The organism is Candidatus Omnitrophota bacterium (genome assembly GCA_014728045.1).
Taxonomy (GTDB): Bacteria; Omnitrophota; Gorgyraeia; order Tantalellales; family Tantalellaceae; genus WJMH01.
Map to the genome: position 1 here is coordinate 178,561 of WJMH01000015.1, position 17,436 is coordinate 195,996.

General features: G+C 52.3%; 12 protein-coding genes. 3 read left to right on the forward strand and 9 right to left on the reverse strand.

What is annotated here, in order from left to right:
* The first annotated feature begins 85 nt into the window (after positions 1-85).
* The 3 genes from GF409_06010 (at position 86) to GF409_06020 (ending at position 1,827) form a co-directional block, all read left to right on the forward strand.
* Entirely contained in the window at positions 86-754 is a 669-nt protein-coding gene (locus GF409_06010) for an endonuclease V (GenBank protein MBD3426767.1), read from the forward strand.
* A 76-nt stretch (positions 755-830) separates the two neighbouring features.
* Positions 831-1,244 carry a hypothetical protein gene (locus GF409_06015; GenBank protein ID MBD3426768.1) on the forward strand — a complete coding sequence of 138 codons (414 nt, stop codon included), beginning with the start codon at positions 831-833 and terminating at the stop codon, positions 1,242-1,244.
* A gap of 22 nt (positions 1,245-1,266) precedes the next feature.
* Complete coding sequence (locus tag GF409_06020) at positions 1,267-1,827, forward strand: elongation factor P (protein ID MBD3426769.1); 561 nt, start codon at positions 1,267-1,269, stop codon at positions 1,825-1,827.
* 1 nt (position 1,828) lies between these two features.
* On the opposite strand, the gene GF409_06025 is transcribed toward GF409_06020, so the two are convergent.
* The 9 genes from GF409_06025 to GF409_06065 form a co-directional block, all read right to left on the reverse strand.
* Positions 1,829-2,554, reverse strand: coding sequence for a lipoate--protein ligase family protein (locus GF409_06025; GenBank protein MBD3426770.1), 726 nt, complete (start codon positions 2,552-2,554; stop codon positions 1,829-1,831).
* On the reverse strand, positions 2,551-4,014 hold the full coding sequence (locus GF409_06030) for an aminotransferase class V-fold PLP-dependent enzyme (GenBank protein MBD3426771.1): 1,464 nt from the start codon (positions 4,012-4,014) through the stop codon (positions 2,551-2,553). The genes GF409_06025 and GF409_06030 overlap by 4 nt, the downstream gene beginning before the upstream one ends.
* Positions 4,005-5,348, reverse strand: a complete 1,344-nt coding sequence (locus tag GF409_06035) for an aminomethyl-transferring glycine dehydrogenase subunit GcvPA (GenBank protein ID MBD3426772.1) — start codon at positions 5,346-5,348, stop codon at positions 4,005-4,007. The genes GF409_06030 and GF409_06035 overlap by 10 nt, the downstream gene beginning before the upstream one ends.
* Complete coding sequence (gene gcvH, locus GF409_06040; protein MBD3426773.1) at positions 5,348-5,731, reverse strand: glycine cleavage system protein GcvH; 384 nt, start codon at positions 5,729-5,731, stop codon at positions 5,348-5,350. Before gcvH ends, GF409_06035 begins: the two co-directional genes overlap by 1 nt.
* A complete protein-coding gene (gene gcvT / locus GF409_06045) occupies positions 5,728-6,876 on the reverse strand; it encodes a glycine cleavage system aminomethyltransferase GcvT (protein ID MBD3426774.1) in 1,149 nt (382 codons plus the stop codon). The genes gcvH and gcvT overlap by 4 nt, the downstream gene beginning before the upstream one ends.
* A 258-nt stretch (positions 6,877-7,134) precedes the next feature.
* The gene (gene lipA, locus GF409_06050) at positions 7,135-8,016 is read right to left on the reverse strand and encodes a lipoyl synthase (protein ID MBD3426775.1); all 882 of its coding nucleotides are present in this window, start codon (positions 8,014-8,016) and stop codon (positions 7,135-7,137) included.
* A 119-nt stretch (positions 8,017-8,135) separates the two neighbouring features.
* On the reverse strand, positions 8,136-12,608 hold the full coding sequence (locus GF409_06055; protein MBD3426776.1) for a diguanylate cyclase: 4,473 nt from the start codon (positions 12,606-12,608) through the stop codon (positions 8,136-8,138).
* Between the two features lie 195 nt (positions 12,609-12,803).
* Positions 12,804-16,385: a pyruvate:ferredoxin (flavodoxin) oxidoreductase gene (gene nifJ, locus GF409_06060; protein ID MBD3426777.1), complete on the reverse strand. Its 3,582-nt coding sequence runs from the start codon at positions 16,383-16,385 to the stop codon at positions 12,804-12,806.
* A gap of 227 nt (positions 16,386-16,612) precedes the next feature.
* Entirely contained in the window at positions 16,613-17,413 is an 801-nt protein-coding gene (locus tag GF409_06065; protein ID MBD3426778.1) for a hypothetical protein, read from the reverse strand.
* Between the last annotated feature and the right edge of the window lie 23 nt (positions 17,414-17,436).

The window sequence follows — 17,436 nt, forward strand, 5'->3', positions numbered from 1 at the left end:
GGTAAACCACCTATAAAAAGTTAAAATTTGACTCTATATGTTATAATATTGTGGTTAGGGTGTCAAATACAATAAGTTTACCGTCATGCGATACACTGATCTTCATAAATGGGACGTATCCCCCAAGGAAGCGGTACTGATCCAGAAGAAAATACGCGATCGGATACTACTGAAACCGCTGGAAATGGACAAGATCCACCTGATAGCGGGAGTGGATGTTTCGGTCAAAGAGGGTTTCTCCAAAGCGGCGATCGTGGTGCTCTCCTATCCCGGATTGGAAAAACTCGAGCAGGTCACTCGGAAACGGAAGACATCTTTCCCCTACGTCCCGGGGCTACTCACCTTCAGAGAAGGCCCCGTCATACTGGAATGCCTGGAGACTCTCAGTGTCGAGCCTGATCTATTCATCTTCGACGGACAGGGCCTGGCACATCCGCGCAGAACCGGACTTGCTTCGCACATGGGGGTTATAATTGGTAAACCCAGCATAGGCTCCGCCAAGAGCCACCTTTACGGCGATTTCACGCCACCCGGAACTGAAAGAGGCGACCGTTCGATCATTACCGATACCGACGGCACCCCCCTTGGGGCGGTTCTGCGCACACGCAGGGCAACCAAACCCGTCTATGTTTCACCGGGGAACTTAAGCGACATAAATACGTCGGTAGAGATGATACTTTCCTGTTCGCCGAGATATAAGATACCCGAACCGATACGGGCGGCGCACCAGGCCGCCTCGCTGGTAAGGAAGTAGCACACTTGTCTTTTACGGCCTTTGATTATATAATTGTGATACGGCAGGTTGCACACCCAAAAAAGAAAGGTTTTCTATGAAAAGAACTCTACTGGCGGTTTTACTGGCCGCGCTCATCACATCCGGTTGTTCCAGCATACAAACGGATATAGGAACGTTCATGGGCCAGGGGCCCAGAGACCTGCAAAAAGCCAGGTCAAAAGGAAGCAGCCGCCTATACGCTCTCCCTTACCAAGAGGCTTTCGGGAACGTCGAATCGCTGATAAAATCCCAGGGCCTCAAGATATACCAGTTGGACAGAGAACGTGGTTATATCGTGGTCATCGGCCTGCCCCGGCAGACGGACACGACCCGCGTGGGCATTTTCTTCGACGCTGAGGGCGAGGAAAAGACCAGGATCACTTTAAGCTCACTGAGCAGCTCAGCGCTGGTAAAGGCCGAGAACATGATCTTCGGCAGCATAAAAAGCGATGTGGTCATAATCGATTAGCCGCCAGGGGAAGGAGCTCATCATGAAACAGGCAGCAGATGTCAAAGTCGGCAATCTCCTTTTGATAGAGGGCAGGATCTACAAGGTCGAGGAGGTCGAGGTCAAGGGGTCCGCAAAAGTCCATAAAACGGTGAACCTCAAGATGCGCGACATTCTCGAAGGCAAATACATGGAACACACTTACCAGCAGGAAGACAAACTTGAAGAAGCCGACGTAAAGAACCACAAGGCCCTTTATTCGTATACCGACGGCAACAGTTATTTCTTCATAGACGAGGAAACTTACGAGAACTACGAGGTAAGCTCCGACATCATCGGGGACAAGGCCGTCTTTCTGAAGGAGAACGAGAAATACCAGGTAAGTATATATGAAGGCCGCCCCATAGATGTCATATTCCCCGGAAGGATACGCCTCAAGGTAAGGACCGCCCCGCCCGGTCTCCACGGCCAGGATGTTACCACCTACAAGCAGGTGACCCTGGAGAACGGCATGGAGATAGACACTCCCCAGTTCATCGAAGAAGGCGACGTCGTCGAGGTTGATACTGAAACGGGAAAGTACATAGACCGGGTCCAGGACTAGATCAGAACGCGTAATTCCATTCTCTGAGCGAATATTTCTCTTTTGCCAGGCACCTGAGCTCTTTTTCGTCCTGTTCACTTAGCTTGTGGGTGCCCCCAAAGGGACTGAAGGCGCTTTTTATCACTTCAGCCGCTTCACCGGGCCCTACGGGCACATTTACAAGAAATTCATCATGCGCCCTTCTCTCTCTGTAAGAAGGTTCCCTCAGTGGATGCTTTAGATAGGAACTGACCCTTGAAGTATCAAGGCCATATAAAAAAGTGCCGTGGATCAGAAAAAATATCTTCTTCCGCGCCTGGGCGTTACCCGAGACCTTCCTGCCGCCCAGTGCGAGGTCGCAGAGCGGCATGAACTGGATGTCAAGACCCTTTAGCCGGAACTTATCAGCGATCCGGCCCAGGACAACACGGTAAGAAGAATTGATATCATTATATTCCTCCTGAAAGGAGTATGGCAAAACCAGTGAGAAGTTCAGGCACCCCGGCCCCTGAAGCACGCTTCCTCCCCCGGAAGTGCGCCGAATGATCTTGACCTTGTCCCTCTGGCAGTTATCAAGCTCGCATTCCTGACGGATCCGGCCGGACCTTCCCACCACAACGAAATATTCATCCGACTGCCAGAGCCTTAAGGAGGGTCCGGCTTTACCCTCTTCGGCCTGAAGAAGAAGCATTTCGTCCAGGGCGATGTTCTCTTCGGGGGTATCGCAGCGAAAATTTACGATCTTCATTTTTCTTTGCGGTCCGGATCAAAACAGAGGTCCATGTCCTTGGCTGCCTTCACTTCGTTCAAACGACCGACCGGTGTCGTGGCGGGATATTGTTTGAAAGATGCCGGGTCCCGCTCGGCCAAATCCGCCAGGCGCAGCATGACCTCGATGAACCTGTCCAGGGTCTCCTTGGATTCGGTCTCTGTGGGTTCGATCATCATCGCTTCCTTGACGATCAGGGGAAAATACACCGTCGGCGGATGTATGCCCTCGTCGATAAGGGCCTTGGCTATATCCAGCGCCCTCACGCCTTTTTCCGCCTGGCGCGAAGCAGAGACAACGAACTCATGCAGGCATCCTTCCTGATAAGGTATCTGGTACTTCTGCGTGAGCTTGCTGAGCAGGTAATTGGCATTAAGCGCGGCATTCTCACTGACCTCAATGAGTCCCTCCCTTCCCAGAAGGAGTATGTACGCGTACGCCTTCAGCATTACCGCGAAATTACCGTAAAACGGCGATATATAGCCTATGGATAAAGGCCTGTCGTAATCAAGCGCGAAAGTGCCGTCCTTTCTCTTGATCACGCGCGAAGTAGGCAGAAACGGCGCCAGGTGTTCCTTGACGCCCACCGGCCCTGATCCGGGCCCGCCGCCACCGTGGGGGGTGGCGAACGTCTTGTGCAGATTAAGATGCACGACATCGAAACCCAGGTCGCCGGGCCGTGCCTTGCCAAGTATGGCGTTCAGGTTAGCCCCGTCATAATACATCAGGGCGCCGGCTTCGTGAGCGATATCGGTGATCTCTTTTATATGGGGATTGAAAACACCCGCCGTATTCGGGCAGGTGAGCATCACCGCGGCGACCTCACCGGTAAGCATTCTCTTGAACTCGGAAAGCGACATTATCCCTTTTTCATCGGAGGGGACCGGTTTTACCTCGTATCCGGCTATAGCCGCCGTGGCGGGGTTGGTCCCGTGGCCCGAATCGGGTATGAGCACGTATTTCCTGTTATTGCCGAGGTGCCTGTGGTACGCGGCGATTATCATTATACCGGTAAGCTCACCGTGGGCACCTGCCATGGGATGGGTCGTGAACTCGTCCATCCCGGTTATCTCACAGAGCGCGTTCTCCAGGTTGCTTATTATCTCCAGAGCCCCCTGCGTGAGCATGCCCCCCTTTATAAGCTGGGGCTGTAAAGGATGCAGGGAAGTGAATTCTTCAAGCGAGGCTATCTTTTCAGTGAACTTGGGGTTGTACTTCATCGTGCATGACCCCAGCGGATAAAAATGGGAATCCACCCCGAAATTCATCTTGGAAAGGTTCGTGAAGTGGCGCACTACCTGGGGCTCGGATACACAGGGAAGCTCCGCGTCCTTTTCCCTGGTGAACCTCTCGTCCACCTTGACCCGTGTGGGAACATCGCTCGAAGGCAGCGATACTCCCGTGCGTCCCTCTTTTGATCTTTCGAATATCAGCTCCATAAGGCTGCCTCCAGGGCATCGGCGAATATGGCGATCTGCTGCTTGGTCCTTTTCTCGGTAACCGCTATCAGCATATAGTTCTGCATGTCCTCGTAATACCTTCCCAGCGGAAAACCCGCCGCGATACCCTTATCTATGAGCTTGCCTATGACCTCGTTGGGGTCTTTGGGTATCTTTATGACGAATTCATTAAAAGTGGGCCAGCTTCTCTTGACCTCGACGTCTTTTATCCCTTCCAGCCTCTGTTTAGCGTACTCGGCTTTGTCCATGCAGAGCTCGGCGACCTGCTTAAGCCCCTCCTTGCCGACAAGGGACATGTATATGAGCGACCTCAAAGCGCATAAGGCCTCGTTCGAACAAATATTGGAGGTGGCTTTCTCCCTGCGTATATGCTGCTCCCTCGCCTGCAGGGTAAGCACAAAACCTCTTCGGCCCTTATCGTCTACTGTAGCACCCACGACCCGACCGGGCATTTTCCTGACGTATTCCTTCTTCGTCGCCATAAAACCGAGATACGGCCCGCCGAACGAAAGTGGTATCCCCAGGCTCTGCCCTTCCCCAGTAACGATGTCCGCGTCCATCTCCCTGGGGGTCTTGAGGATGCCCAGGGAAATGGGATACACGCTTTCTATTACGAGGGCGCCCACCTTGTGACATTTTTCCGTGATATCGCTGTGGTCGTCGATCGCCCCGAAGAAGTTGGGGTTCTGCAGGATAACGGCCGCGGTCTTATCATCCAGATACTTGTCTATCTCGTCCCTGTAACTATGACCGTGCACCAGGGGAGTTTCAACGAACTCGATGGAAAGGTTGCTCGTATAACAGTACATCATCTTGCGGTAGATGGGGCTTACCCCCCCATCCATGATTATCTTGTTCCTGCCGGTAATGCGGATCGCCATCATCGCGGCCTCATACAAAGCGGTCCCCCCGTCATACAGTGAAGCGTTCGCGACGTCCATTTCTGTCAGACGCGATATGCAGCTCTGGTACTCATAGATGGCCTGGAGGGTACCCTGTGATGCCTCGGGCTGGTAAGGCGTGTAAGCGGTGTAGAATTCCGACCGCGAAACAAGGGCGTCGACCGCAGCGGGTATATAATGGTCGTAGAACCCTCCCCCCACGAAAGTCACCATATCGGTCGCGTTCTTCGATGCCAGTCCGCGCAGGTAATTCTCCACCTCCATCTCCGACTTGCCGTCGGGAAGGTCGAACGAGCTCGCCCTCAGATCTTTGGGTATGCATCTGAAGAGGTCGTCCATCACACCGGTCTCGATGCCGATGGCCTTGAGCATGTCCCTTTTATCTACTGGTGTGTGTGGAATATAACTCATTACTGATTCTCGTCAAGGTACTTTTTGTATTCTCCGGCCGACATAAGGTTATCCTCTTCCTCGGGATCTGCGATGCTGACCCGGCAGATCCACCCTTCTTCATAAGGTGAGGAATTTATGGCCTCGGGGCTCTCCTGCAGAGACTCGTTGATATCTATAACCTTCCCTGAAAGAGGCGCGTAAACATCGCTGGCCGCTTTCACCGATTCGATGGTGGCGATACTGTCGGTCTGTTTGACATCATCCTCTTTCCGGGGCAGTTCTACGAAAGTAATGTCCCCGAGCGCCTCCTGGGCGTGATCGGTGATACCGAAAACGGCTTCGCCGCCCTCTATTTTGACCCATTCATGTTCTCTGGTATATTTCAGATCATCCGGAATCATCTCTCCTCCTTTTTGCTTTTATGGGCTATCGCTTTATCCTGAAGGCCACCCGTGCGGGGATTCAAGAACGGGACATCCGTTAACCTGCCGCCTATCTCGATCCTTCCATCGCTGAGCGTGATGTGATTGCCGCTAACAGCGTGCCCGGGATCAAGATAACACATGCCTATACCCACTTTCAGGCACGGGGAAAAAGCGCCGCTGGTAACAGTGCCCACCTCTTCACCGTCGAAAAACACCCCGAAATGGCTCCTAGCGCTCCTCCTGCCTTCGCAGACGAATCCCTTGAGAACCCTTGGCAGGGCCTCTTTCTTCTGCCGGATCAGTGCGTCCTTTCCTATGAAATCCTTTTCCATGTGAATGAACCTCTCAAGCCCCGCTTCCAGCGGAGTATGTTCTTCGTCTATATCGCTTCCGTAAAGCGAGTATCCCATCTCGAGGCGGAGCGTGTCGCGGGCGCCCAGGCCGACTGGTTTTACCCCTTCGCGGGAAAGTATCATATCCCAGAGCCTTTCCGCCTGTGATACCGGGAAGAAAAGCTCATACCCCAGCTCCCCGGTGTACCCGGTGCGGCTGAGGATCACCTTGACCTCATCTATAACTGTCTTCACGAAGCAGAACCTTTTCAGCGAAAGCACAACTTCCTCCCCGCAGAGAGAGGTGACCACCTTCCCGCTGGTGGGACCCTGCAGGTCGAGTTTGGCGATATTGTCGGAATCATCGATAAAAAAGGTATCGCCGGATATGTTCGCTTTTATCCATTCGGCGTCCTTATCCACGGTACCGGCGTTCACCACCAGCATGTACTCTTCAGGGGATATCTTGTAAACGATAAGGTCATCCACTATCCCGCCTTTTTCGTTCAGCATGAAGCCGTAATGGCATTTACCTTCGGGGGATCCGCTTATCTGGCAGGTAACTATCCTCTCAAGGTCTTCTTCCGAAGAAGGCCCTTTAAGGAAGAATTCCCCCATGTGGCAGATATCGAAAAGGCCCGCCCTGGAGCGGGTATGGAGATGTTCCTCGATGATACCCGAATACTGAACGGGCATCTTCCAGCCCGAGAAAGGCACCATCCGTGCGCCTTCTTCAACATGCTTTTGGTAAAGAGGCGTGAACTTGAGATCAGTGTTATTCTCTGACATGTGAACAGCTTTTTACAGGATTATTCAAGAAGAACCAATAACCCAGGCGTGCGGTTATTTGGTACCACGCTCCCTTGTGGTTTCCCACTGGACCGCGTAAACGGAAAACGCGGCCTGACCTGCATGGTCCCATGGCGGAACCAGGGTTGAGATGTATCTGCAGGCCAAAACGCCAGTCGCACTTGCTCTCATTATAAAATATATACGTGACTTGTCAAGAAATCATATGCGCAGGGTAAAAGATATAAAAGCAGGAAGTTAGCTCTTATCCAGCGCTGAGCGGTAAGCCTCAGCCGCCTTGTAAGAACTTCTTACCATGGGGCCGGACAAGACCGACCTGAACCCCATGCCGAAGCATTCTTCTTTCAAGGACTCGAACTGTTCGGGAGTATAATACTTTTCGATGGGCCAGTGATCCGCGGAAGGGCTTAAATACTGCCCGATATAAACTATGTCCACCCCCGCTTCCTTAAGGTCCCGGAGGGTCTGGAGAACCTCTTCCGGGCGCTCCCCCAGGCCGAGCATCAGGGCGGATTTGACTAACACCTTCTGCCCCCTCTCGCGCAGCTCTGCTATAGTGCGAATGGTCCGGAGAGACCTATGGTAGTCCGCCCCCGGACGCATCCGGGAATAAAGTCTCTCCGGCATCTCGATGTTATGCCCTATAACCTCCGCTCCGGAACGGGTGGTTCTTGCGATGAGCTCTTCCCGGGCATCGAGGTCGGGAATGAGCAGTTCAACTGCCGTCCCGGGGAGGGAAGACTTGAGCTGCCTGACTATTGAAACAAAATGTCCCGCTCCCCTGTCGGGAAGATCATCGCGCGTGACGGATGTTATGACCACATAACGCGCGTTGAGCTTTTTCGCGGCTATGGCGATATTTGCCGCCTCCGCAGCATCCGGCGGTACGGGTGTGCCCTTTTCTACGTTGCAGAACAGGCACCCCCTGGTACATACCCTTCCCAGCACCATGAAAGTCACATGTCCATCCGACCAGCACTGGCATCTGTTCGGACAGGCCGCTTCAACGCAAACGGTGTTAAGCCCCAGCTCCTTTACAAGCGTGCGGACATCGCTGAATGAATCATCCCAGGATAAACTGCTTCTTATCCAAGGAGGTCTTTTCAGAATGCTCTTCATGATCGCATTATCCCCATAAGTATTTTCACGTTCTTTATAATAGCGTCCAGCCGGTATACTTCATGTTTGTATATTGTAGGAAAGCCGGCGTGATAGTCAAGAAATAGATAACGTACCGATCAGAGTGAATGCAGGAACTGCTCGGAAGAGCGCATCTTCTCATCGAGCTCCTCCCATGATATGGGCCTTGAGGGCCTAAGAACTATTAGACCGTTGATAAGCCTGCCCGGGGCCTGCCTGAAAGCGTCCATGGTATCGGTATCCCCGGTGATCATGCCGATGATCGCGGCTATCATGTCCTTGAGCCGGGTCTTGTGTTCCTTGTTCATATCCTGCCTGGGGTCGAAATAATCCATGACCGCAAGAGATAACGTCGCACGCAGGTAAAAAGGTACGAATGTATACACCCCGTCTTCCGACTCTCCCTGCTCCTGGAGGCAAAACACGCGGTTACCGTATTTTTTTCGAAGCTTTTGATTGTTCAAAGCGTAAAAATCCTCCCCGGCGTATATCAGAGCCTGAGCCGTGCTGTCCTCATTCACCAGGCGCTCCATCTTCTCCAGGGCCTGGTCCATGCTCTGGTCACCCGCAAGATAAGGCAAGGCAACTATCTTGAAGCCGTAATCCCCTTTGGAGATCCTTCTTCTGAGCTCACTGGCCATCTGCGTCTGTTTGGCAAGAGCTGTCTGATCATACACCGGGTAGACTATAACCCTGGTCTCCCCGGGAAAACGCAGTGTGCCCATCATCAGCTTGGAAAGCCACATGGATAAAAGGTCCATGTTATTTTTGCGCTCCGTGGCGTCTTTGGGACGATCACTTCCCGCGTACATGTCCGTATCCAGCACGTCCCTGGCGGTCTCCGAGAAATCGTCTTCGCTCATTACTCTCTCACTGAAATTTTTGCTGCGTTCCTCTTTGAAAAGCGCCTCGAGCCTCTCCAGGACGTTCTTTAAAAGCAGTGCTTCCCCATTCTCTTTTGCCTTGGGATACTTCTCGGTCTTTGTAGAGGGACTTTCCTCTGCTACCTTGCTCTTTTTGATCTCATCCAGTATCCCCAGCTCCATGAAATCCTCTTCGGTAAGATACTTGAAGGTGAGGTCCATTATCTTCTCGACAGATTCAATGGCGTTGCGCACCCTCTTAGTGGCAGGTGAATCACCCACCACGTGGAACATTCTCTCCCTTACCCGGTAAAACGACAGATAAAGTTTCCTCATGTGTTTACGGGCTATGAACTGCACCATTTCACTGGATTTCCTGGCGCGTCTTTCAACAAGCACCGTTCCGAAAGCTTCCAGGCGCTGGAGTTTTTCGCCCATGGAGTCGGGATTATTAAGATCCATGAATATCGAATGCAGACCGGATCCCTGGGACTTTCCGGGCACGATCTCGCTTATAAGGAATTCCTGCAGGTTACGCATAAGCGCCGGGAAGTACAGCCCCGTAATATCGTCTATGTCCTTTACTATGGTCTCTTTGGTTATCGAAGAACCTTCCCCGGCTTTCGCGCCCTTGCCCCGGTACTGTATGGGCAGATCCTCGCCGAAGATCATTACCGTTCCTCTCATATTACGCTGCTTGGCTTCGAGCATTGTAGTATCCGCCTCCTCTATGGCATCGAGCACGTTCACCAGGTCCTTTTTCTCTATACCCTTGACGCCGATGGTGACCGATATGGAGTCGTCGCTCCTCAGCCCTTCAGGCCTGAGCTTACTGACATTGGTCAGGATATTACGGGCCACTATCTTGGCGTTGACCTCGGAAGCTTCGGGTATAACCACCATGAACTCTTCCCCACTCCACCTGAAAACTATATCTGAACCGCGGACGGTCCTTAATATGGCGTTGGCTATGGCTTTGAGCACCCTGTCACCGAAAACATGGCCTTCGGGGTAAGTATCATTGAACCTCTTGAACTTGTCCGCGTCAATGAAAAGTATCGCCGCCCTTTTCATGGTCTCCATGCGGGGGTTGACCTTCTGCTTGAAATACCTCCTGTTAAAAAGCCCCGTCAGGGGGTCCTTGTACGCCGCTTCCTGCGCGCCCCAGCTGTTTATGAGCTTGACCCTTACCTTATCACCGCTCATGGGGCTTATATCAAAAAGCATCTCCTGGACCATTTCCTCGCTCCCGTACTTATCGGCGTCGGCTTCGAGGTTCTGGGGAGTGATACCCTCGGGGAGTTTCTTCCTGTCGAATATCCTCAAGCTCCTCAGGCCGTAGCCCAGGTTGTTATCGGCGATTATCTCTCCGTTCTCGTCGGTGTCTATCACCCACTGCCAGCCGCACTCGCCCCGGCGTTCGTATTCCTCCTGCTCTTCTAACAGGTCCCTGAGCGCCGCTCTCTGTTCGTCCGGGGATATCCCCGGGCGGTACAGACGCCTGAGCACCCTGCACAGATATGATTTTTCGTTCCTTCCTTTCACCACGGAAGGGTTGGACATGTACCCGGAGAATGTCCTGCTGCAGGAGAACTGGCAGGTCAGGACCCCGGATGTCACGTCAAGAACGTAATCAAAGGTGTCGACATCGCCTATACCCTTAAGCTTCTGCTCGACCAAGCGCCCCTCATAGGTCCTGAGGTACGCTTTCTTGAGAGCCACTCCTTCTGTGAACTCCATCGCACTGGCGCCTTCACGCGCGACGAGCGCCTTGATTATGTCGGCCATGTTCTTGTTGCCGGTATATCCCTTTGCGGGCGAGAAATCCACCTCCGGCTCCATGAAGCCCTTTATCCGTTTTATGCAGTTACCGGAAGAAGTGCCCATTATATCCGATATGTTTATGGTGCTGTAGTCCGTCCCGGCCGCCTGACCGTCAGGTACCACAGGCGCGGGCTTATATCCCATTGACCTTAAAAGGAGGACCGAGTGCTCGCCGAGCTTGATAAGGATGCCTTCAGAGCCTTCCGCCACGGCGGCGTCGATCGCCGCGTTCAGCCTCAAAAGAAGCGTAGCCGCGAAGTCCGTATCAACCCCCAGAGGGCTCCAGAGGCTCTTTATCTGTATGGACGAGGAAAGAAAGGACAAGACGCCTTGAGAGGCCACATCGGCCCTGCCGGATAATAGCTCCATATAGGGGGATGTATATCCCGGTTCATTCACGAACCTCGGGCTTATGGTCACGTGGGATATCCCGCTCTTCTTGAAGTGTTCGGCCAGATTATCGGAATGAAACCCTCCTGTTACAAGCACGCAGGAATCGCATCGGTTGGAAACCATGTTCTCGCGGATATTATAAACGAATACCTCGTCCCTCTTCCTGGTGAGCGCATAGAAAAGCATCATACTCTCGAAACAGTAAGAGACATGCAGGGCGTCCTCTTCCAGGGCGCCGTGAAAGGATGTCGGAGAGTTCTCCTTGATAGCGGCTAACAGGCCATTAATATCGATCTTCCTCTTTGCAAGATGCAGCTCACCCCTCTTAACGGCCAGCGAGAACAATTTTTCCAGGAGCCTCACCTGACGTATGTACCCGAGTATCTCCTCCTGTTCCGGGCTGCCCGCCAGGGATATGGCCAGGTCCTCTTCAAGCAGGCGCACCTCGCGTATAAGCTCTTCCTCTTCGATGGCCTCATATTCGCAAAGATAATCACAGTAAGAGAAAAACCGCCGGTACAGCTCTGTATCCATGCCAGTTTCGAGGGCTTTAACTTTCAGGAAAAGGTAAAGGTCCGCTTGGGATACCAGATCGCGCTCATATCCGTCCGTGACAGAGGCAAGACGCTCCCTCTCATAACGCGAAAGTCTGACGGTAAGCTCTTCTATGAGTCTCTGCCTCTCGGGAACGGCCCCCTCAAGATCGATGTCCTTCTCAAGATCGAGAACCCGGTGCAAAGCAACAAGGTTCGGGACCCTTTCAACTGGATAGGAAAGCTCTTCTGCCATTCTAAGAAGATGTTCCGCGTAATCCTCAAGAAGGATACTGCCCGAATCGAAAAGTTGCTGCTTCTTCAGGAAGCGTCTCAGCCTTGCACTGAAAAGCTCTTCTTTGAGAGAACCGAGAACTTCTTTCGAGCGGAGCAAAAACGAATCTATCCTTTCCCTGTGAGCGAGCACCGTCATGTAAACATCTAGGTTCTCCTGGTAAAGCTCGTCGTTCTCGACACCGGCAAGGTTTATTTCCGATGGATTGAACGCGCGGTAGGATTCGGCCGCGCTGATCAATCCCAGTTTTGTGTATTTTTCTATGATATCGCGTTTAACGAATGGGTCGCGGATCCTTTCGAGGATACCCATATCGTATTCACCGCGTGCACCTTCAAGGTTCACCAGCTTGACGCCGTAGTTATCCACGAGCCAGTCTATTATCCTGTAAATGCTCTTCTGGGCATTATAATTACAGTGGGCGTCCTTTATGTGAAATACCACTTTCCCGGATGAGCCTTTATGTCTTGAATCAATATAACCAAGATGCCTGGGAAGAAGGATCTTGTCGACATCGACCGGACCGGATACGCTTCTTTGCGCCTGGCGGTAATTAGTGTTATGCGCTTGCTCAAGAGAAAACACCTCTCCCGACGGCACAGAGGTCAAAAGCAGTACCGGAAGTATAAGGAGAGAAATTAATTTCTTTATTTTTTTATTCATATATATATAATGTTAGGTTAAATTTTCGTTAATTTTTGGATTTTATTCTCTTAACATTCACACCATTATATAACTATATATAATTTATTACAACTAGCTTTTTTATATCTTAATTACGGGTGGGGGTATATATAAAGAACCCCCCGCGAAAAGCATCACGGGGGGTTCTTTTCCCTGCCAAAAGAGCCCTGTAAACTAGGCCTTTACCTCTTCTTTTTCAGGTGAAGGCTTTTTCCTTTCAGCCAGGTATTCATACAGAGCGTAATGTTCCTTGACAAGATGCTGGGCATCCTCCAGGAGTTTCTTAGCCCTTTCCGGATCCTTTTTCTTGAGGACATTATATCGGTTCTCGTTGTAGATGTAATCCTCAAGCTTGATGCTCGGTTCCTTGCTGTCCAGACTGAGCGGGTTCTTACCCTCCCCGCAAAGATCGGGATTATATCTGAAAAGGGGCCAGTGGCCCGAAGCGACGGCCTTTTTCTGTTCTTCGTTACCCTTGATGAGATTATAGCCGTGCGCTATGCAGTGGGAGTAGGCTATCACCAGCGAAGGACCATCGTAGGCTTCCGCTTCACGGAAAGCTTTAAGGGTCTGCATGGGATCGGCCCCTATAGCGACCTTAGCCACATAAACATACCCGTAGCTCATGGCCATAAGACCAAGGTCCTTTTTTCCTATGGGTTTACCGCTGGCGGCGAACCGGGCAACAGCGCCCATGGGAGTCGCCTTGGAAGCCTGGCCTCCGGTATTGGAATACACCTCGGTATCCAGAACGAGCAGATTGACGTTCCTGCCGGATGCTATCACGTGGTCAAGCCCGCCGTAACCTATGTCATACGCCCATCCGTCACCACCGACACCCCAGACAGAACGGTTGATGAGGTAATCGGCAACGCTCAGCAGTTCCCTGCAATCCGGGCAATCGCACTGTTTAAGCGCTCCCTTGAGCTCTGTGACGCGCGAGCGCTGCTTTTCAATGCCTTCCTGAGAGGACTGGTCGGCTTCCTTAGCCTCCTTCAGCAGGTTCAATATCTCATCCTTGCAGGAATTATTGGATATTATCCTGTCGGCGAGTTCATTAGCGTATTCGGTATATTTATCAGAAGTGAGCCTCATCCCGTAAGCGATCTCGGCCGTATCCTCGAAAAGCGAGTTGTTCCAGGCCGGTCCGCGTCCGTCGGGGCGGGTGCAGTACGGAGTGGTCGGAAGGTTCCCCCCGTAAATGGAGGAACAACCCGTCGCGTTGGCTATCAACGCCCTGTCCCCGAAAAGCTGCGTGAGGAGTTTTACGTAAGCGGTCTCCCCGCAACCCGCGCATGCCCCCGAGTATTCGAAAAGCGGATCAACGAACTGTATGCCGTTCATGACGTACCTGTTGAAAAGTGAAGGGTCGGTTTCCGGCAGGTTGTGGAAAAATTCCAGGTTCTCACGTTCCTGCTCCCTCAAAGGCTCCTTGGGCATCATCTTGATGGCTTCCTTGGCCTTCATGGGACAATACTCCACGCACACACCGCAACCGGTACAATCTTCCGGTGCTATCTGCAAGGTGTAGACATAACCCTCTTTTGGCTTGGGTTTAACTTCCGAGTGCTTGAACGAGGAAGGCGCATCCTCAAGCTGTTCCTTTTTATATATCTTGGCCCGTATGACCGAATGGGGACAGAGCATCGAGCACTTACCGCACTGTATGCACGTCTCCGGGTTCCATACGGGGATATTAACGGCGATGTTGCGTTTTTCGTACTGGGTCGTGGCGGTGGGCCACGTGCCGTCGGCGGGCATCTCGGATACCTTGATCGATCCTCCCTCGCCCTTGATCATCTTGGCCGTGGTCTCCTTCACGAAATCGGGAGCGTCTTCCGACACCACTGGTTTTTCCTCGACTTTTCCGGAGAACTTATCGGGCACCGGTACCTGTTGCACGTTCTTGAGCGCCTCGTCTATGGCCTTGATGTTCATCTCTACTATCTTCTCGCCCTTGGAACCGTAGGACTTCTTGACCGCTTCCTTGATGGCGCTAACCGCGGTCTTTTCGTCGATGACCTTGGAGATGGTGAAGAACGCCGCCTGCATGATGGTGTTTATCCTCGGCCCCAGCCCTATGTCCCTGGCTATCTTGACAGCGTCGATCACGTAAAAATCGAGTTTTTTCTCGACTATCTGTTTCTGGACCTTGGCGGGCAGCTTCTCCCATACTGCATCCTTGCCGTAGGGGGAGGTCAGAAGAAACGTGCCGCCTTCCGTGATGTTCTTCAGCATGTCGTATTTCTCAAGGAACGACCAGTTGTGGCATGCCAGGAAATTAGCTTCGGTTATAAGATACGGACTCCTGATCGGGGTCTTGCCGAAACGGAGGTGCGATATGGTCACCGCGCCCGCCTTTTTCGAATCATAAACGAAGTAGCCCTGGGCGTTGTTATCGGTCTTTTCGGCTATTATCTTGATGGAATTCTTGTTCGCTCCCACTGTACCATCCGAACCCAGGCCGTAGAACATCGCGCGGTAGACCTCATCGCTCTCCGTGCTGAAGGACGGGTCGTAATCCAGGCTGGTGTTGGTAACATCATCCTCAATGCCCACAGTAAAATGGTTCTTCGGTTTTTTCTCCTTGAGATTGTCCAATACCGCCTTGATCATCGCGGGTGTGAATTCAGCCGAGCCCAGCCCGTAGCGGCCGCCTACGATCTTCGGGTATCCCCTGAAAGGAGCGAATCCTTCTTCAAGTGCCTCCCCGATAGCGGTACGGACGTCATCGTACAAAGGCTCTCCGAGACTGCCCGGCTCTTTGGTCCTGTCAAGAACGGCAATGGATTCAACCGTCTTGGGGAGGGCGTTCACGAAAGCCTTGGCATCAAATGGCCTGTAAAGCCTGACCTTGACAAGGCCCACTTTCTCGCCCTTCCCGGTGAGATAATCCACCGTCTCATGCACGGCCTCGCCGCCGGAACCCATTATCACTATCACCCTGTCGGCATCCTCAGCGCCTATGTAGTCAAAGAGATTGTACTGCCTTCCGGTTATCTTCGCGAACTTGTCCATGGCTTTCTGGACGATACCGGGACATTCCAGGTAATATTTGTTCACCGATTCACGGCCCTGGAAATAAACATCGGGGTTCTGAGAGGTCCCCCTTATGACCGGGTGTTCCGGATTCATCCCCCACCTGCGGTGCTGGTGGATGTACTTTTCATCCATCATCTTCTTCATATCATCGTAAGTGAGCTCCTCGATCTTCTGTATCTCGTGGGAGACCCGGAAACCCTCGAAAAAATGCAGGAAAGGTATCCTTGATTCAAGTGTGGCGGCCTGGGCTATGAGCGCGAAATCCATTGTCTCCTGCACACTGGATGCTGCCAGGAGTGCCCAACCTGTCGCGCGGGTTGCCATAACGTCCGAATGGTCACCGAAAATGGAAAGCGCCTGGCAGGCCAGTGATCTTGCGGCGATATGGAACACGGTGGGGGTCAGTTCTCCGGCTATCTTGTACATGTTGGGGATCATTAAAAGCAACCCCTGTGAAGCGGTGAAAGTGGTGGTCAAAGCCCCGGTCGTGAGAGCCCCGTGGCAAGCGCCCGATGCGCCGCCCTCGGACTGCAGTTCGACAACCGCCGGGACAGTACCCCATATGTTCTTCATCCCGTTAGCGGATTTCGCGTCTGATATCTCGCCCATCGGCGAAGATGGCGTTATGGGATAAATGGCTATTATCTCGTTAGTTGCATGAGCGACGTGTGCTACAGCGCTGTTTCCGTCATACGGGACCATTTTGCGTTCCATTAGGTAACCTCCTGATTTATTGTATAAATGGAAAGTAACGTGAATAAACTGGATATCTCAGTATATTAGCTTACAGCGGTCTTCTATTCTAACATATGTGTCAATAGTTGTTAAGAAAATATTTGGCGCGGTCCGCTTTTCGGCACGGGAGGTGCCGGGCAGGATGGAAGAACGGCGGCCCCTGAAGGCCGCCGTTCTTTAAAGGCATTATTGCTTACATAGCAGGATTACATCTCGCCCATGGTCGGTGCTTCCGGCTGGGGCGGGATAACTGACTTTTGCAGGCTCATGTAGTAGCTCATGAAAGCCACCATCATGATTATCGGTATATACGACTGTACCGCCGCGTTGACTATGGCTATGACCACCTGGCTTATGTTCGGGCTCAAAGGCACCGTGACAAGACCGACAATGAACCCTATTACAAGGGATATTATCAGGCTCACCACCAGCAGTACTGCGAAAAGGCCCAGCGTCTGCCAGAAGTTCTCCTTCGCCGTGTTTACACCCTTTTTTAGGGCCGCGAGGGAACCCATATCGTCCACGACTATCGAATAGATCGGGTAGATAAGAAGCGTTATCACTATAACGGCGACCGCTGTGACCATGGCGGCCACGATGCTCCTAGTGACTATGTTATCCCCAAGAAGCAGTATCCCGGCACTTATAAGGCTGAGCACCAGGACAACGGCTATGGCGATAAGCACGTAAAGGAGTAAAAGACCGAGTATCCTCAGGTAATACCTTTTGCCGTAACTGGTGAACTGGGCCATGCTGCTGGACCCCGCCTTGATCTGGTCCTTCACCAGGCCGAGAGCACCACCCTGCAGGAAAATGAAGATCAAAAAGAACAGTATGCTCGATATTATCGATACTGTAACTATCCCGGGGTTTCCGGCCCTCTCCGGGTTGGCCAGCGGCAGACTGATCAGGCCGATCACCGCGTTGAAAATGAAGAACACCAGGACCACGTTCAAAAGCCTGTTGGTCTGGATGAACCCCTTCTTTACCGCTTCAAGAATGCCCATGCGTACCTCCTTAAATTATACAC

Bases quoted from the DNA above. Each gene is read 5' to 3' on its own strand.
- nifJ (MBD3426777.1), bottom strand. From the start codon at position 16,385: ATGGAACGCAAAATGGTCCCGTATGACGGAAACAGCGCTGTAGCACAC.
- GF409_06020 (MBD3426769.1), top strand. From the start codon at position 1,267: ATGAAACAGGCAGCAGATGTCAAAGTCGGCAATCTCCTTTTGATAGAG.
- gcvH (MBD3426773.1), bottom strand. From the start codon at position 5,731: ATGATTCCGGATGATCTGAAATATACCAGAGAACATGAATGGGTCAAA.
- gcvT (MBD3426774.1), bottom strand. From the start codon at position 6,876: ATGTCAGAGAATAACACTGATCTCAAGTTCACGCCTCTTTACCAAAAG.
- GF409_06065 (MBD3426778.1), bottom strand. From the start codon at position 17,413: ATGGGCATTCTTGAAGCGGTAAAGAAGGGGTTCATCCAGACCAACAGG.
- GF409_06010 (MBD3426767.1), top strand. From the start codon at position 86: ATGCGATACACTGATCTTCATAAATGGGACGTATCCCCCAAGGAAGCG.
- GF409_06030 (MBD3426771.1), bottom strand. From the start codon at position 4,014: ATGGAGCTGATATTCGAAAGATCAAAAGAGGGACGCACGGGAGTATCG.
- GF409_06015 (MBD3426768.1), top strand. From the start codon at position 831: ATGAAAAGAACTCTACTGGCGGTTTTACTGGCCGCGCTCATCACATCC.
- GF409_06025 (MBD3426770.1), bottom strand. From the start codon at position 2,554: ATGAAGATCGTAAATTTTCGCTGCGATACCCCCGAAGAGAACATCGCC.
- lipA (MBD3426775.1), bottom strand. From the start codon at position 8,016: ATGAAGAGCATTCTGAAAAGACCTCCTTGGATAAGAAGCAGTTTATCC.
- GF409_06055 (MBD3426776.1), bottom strand. From the start codon at position 12,608: ATGAATAAAAAAATAAAGAAATTAATTTCTCTCCTTATACTTCCGGTA.
- GF409_06035 (MBD3426772.1), bottom strand. From the start codon at position 5,348: ATGAGTTATATTCCACACACACCAGTAGATAAAAGGGACATGCTCAAG.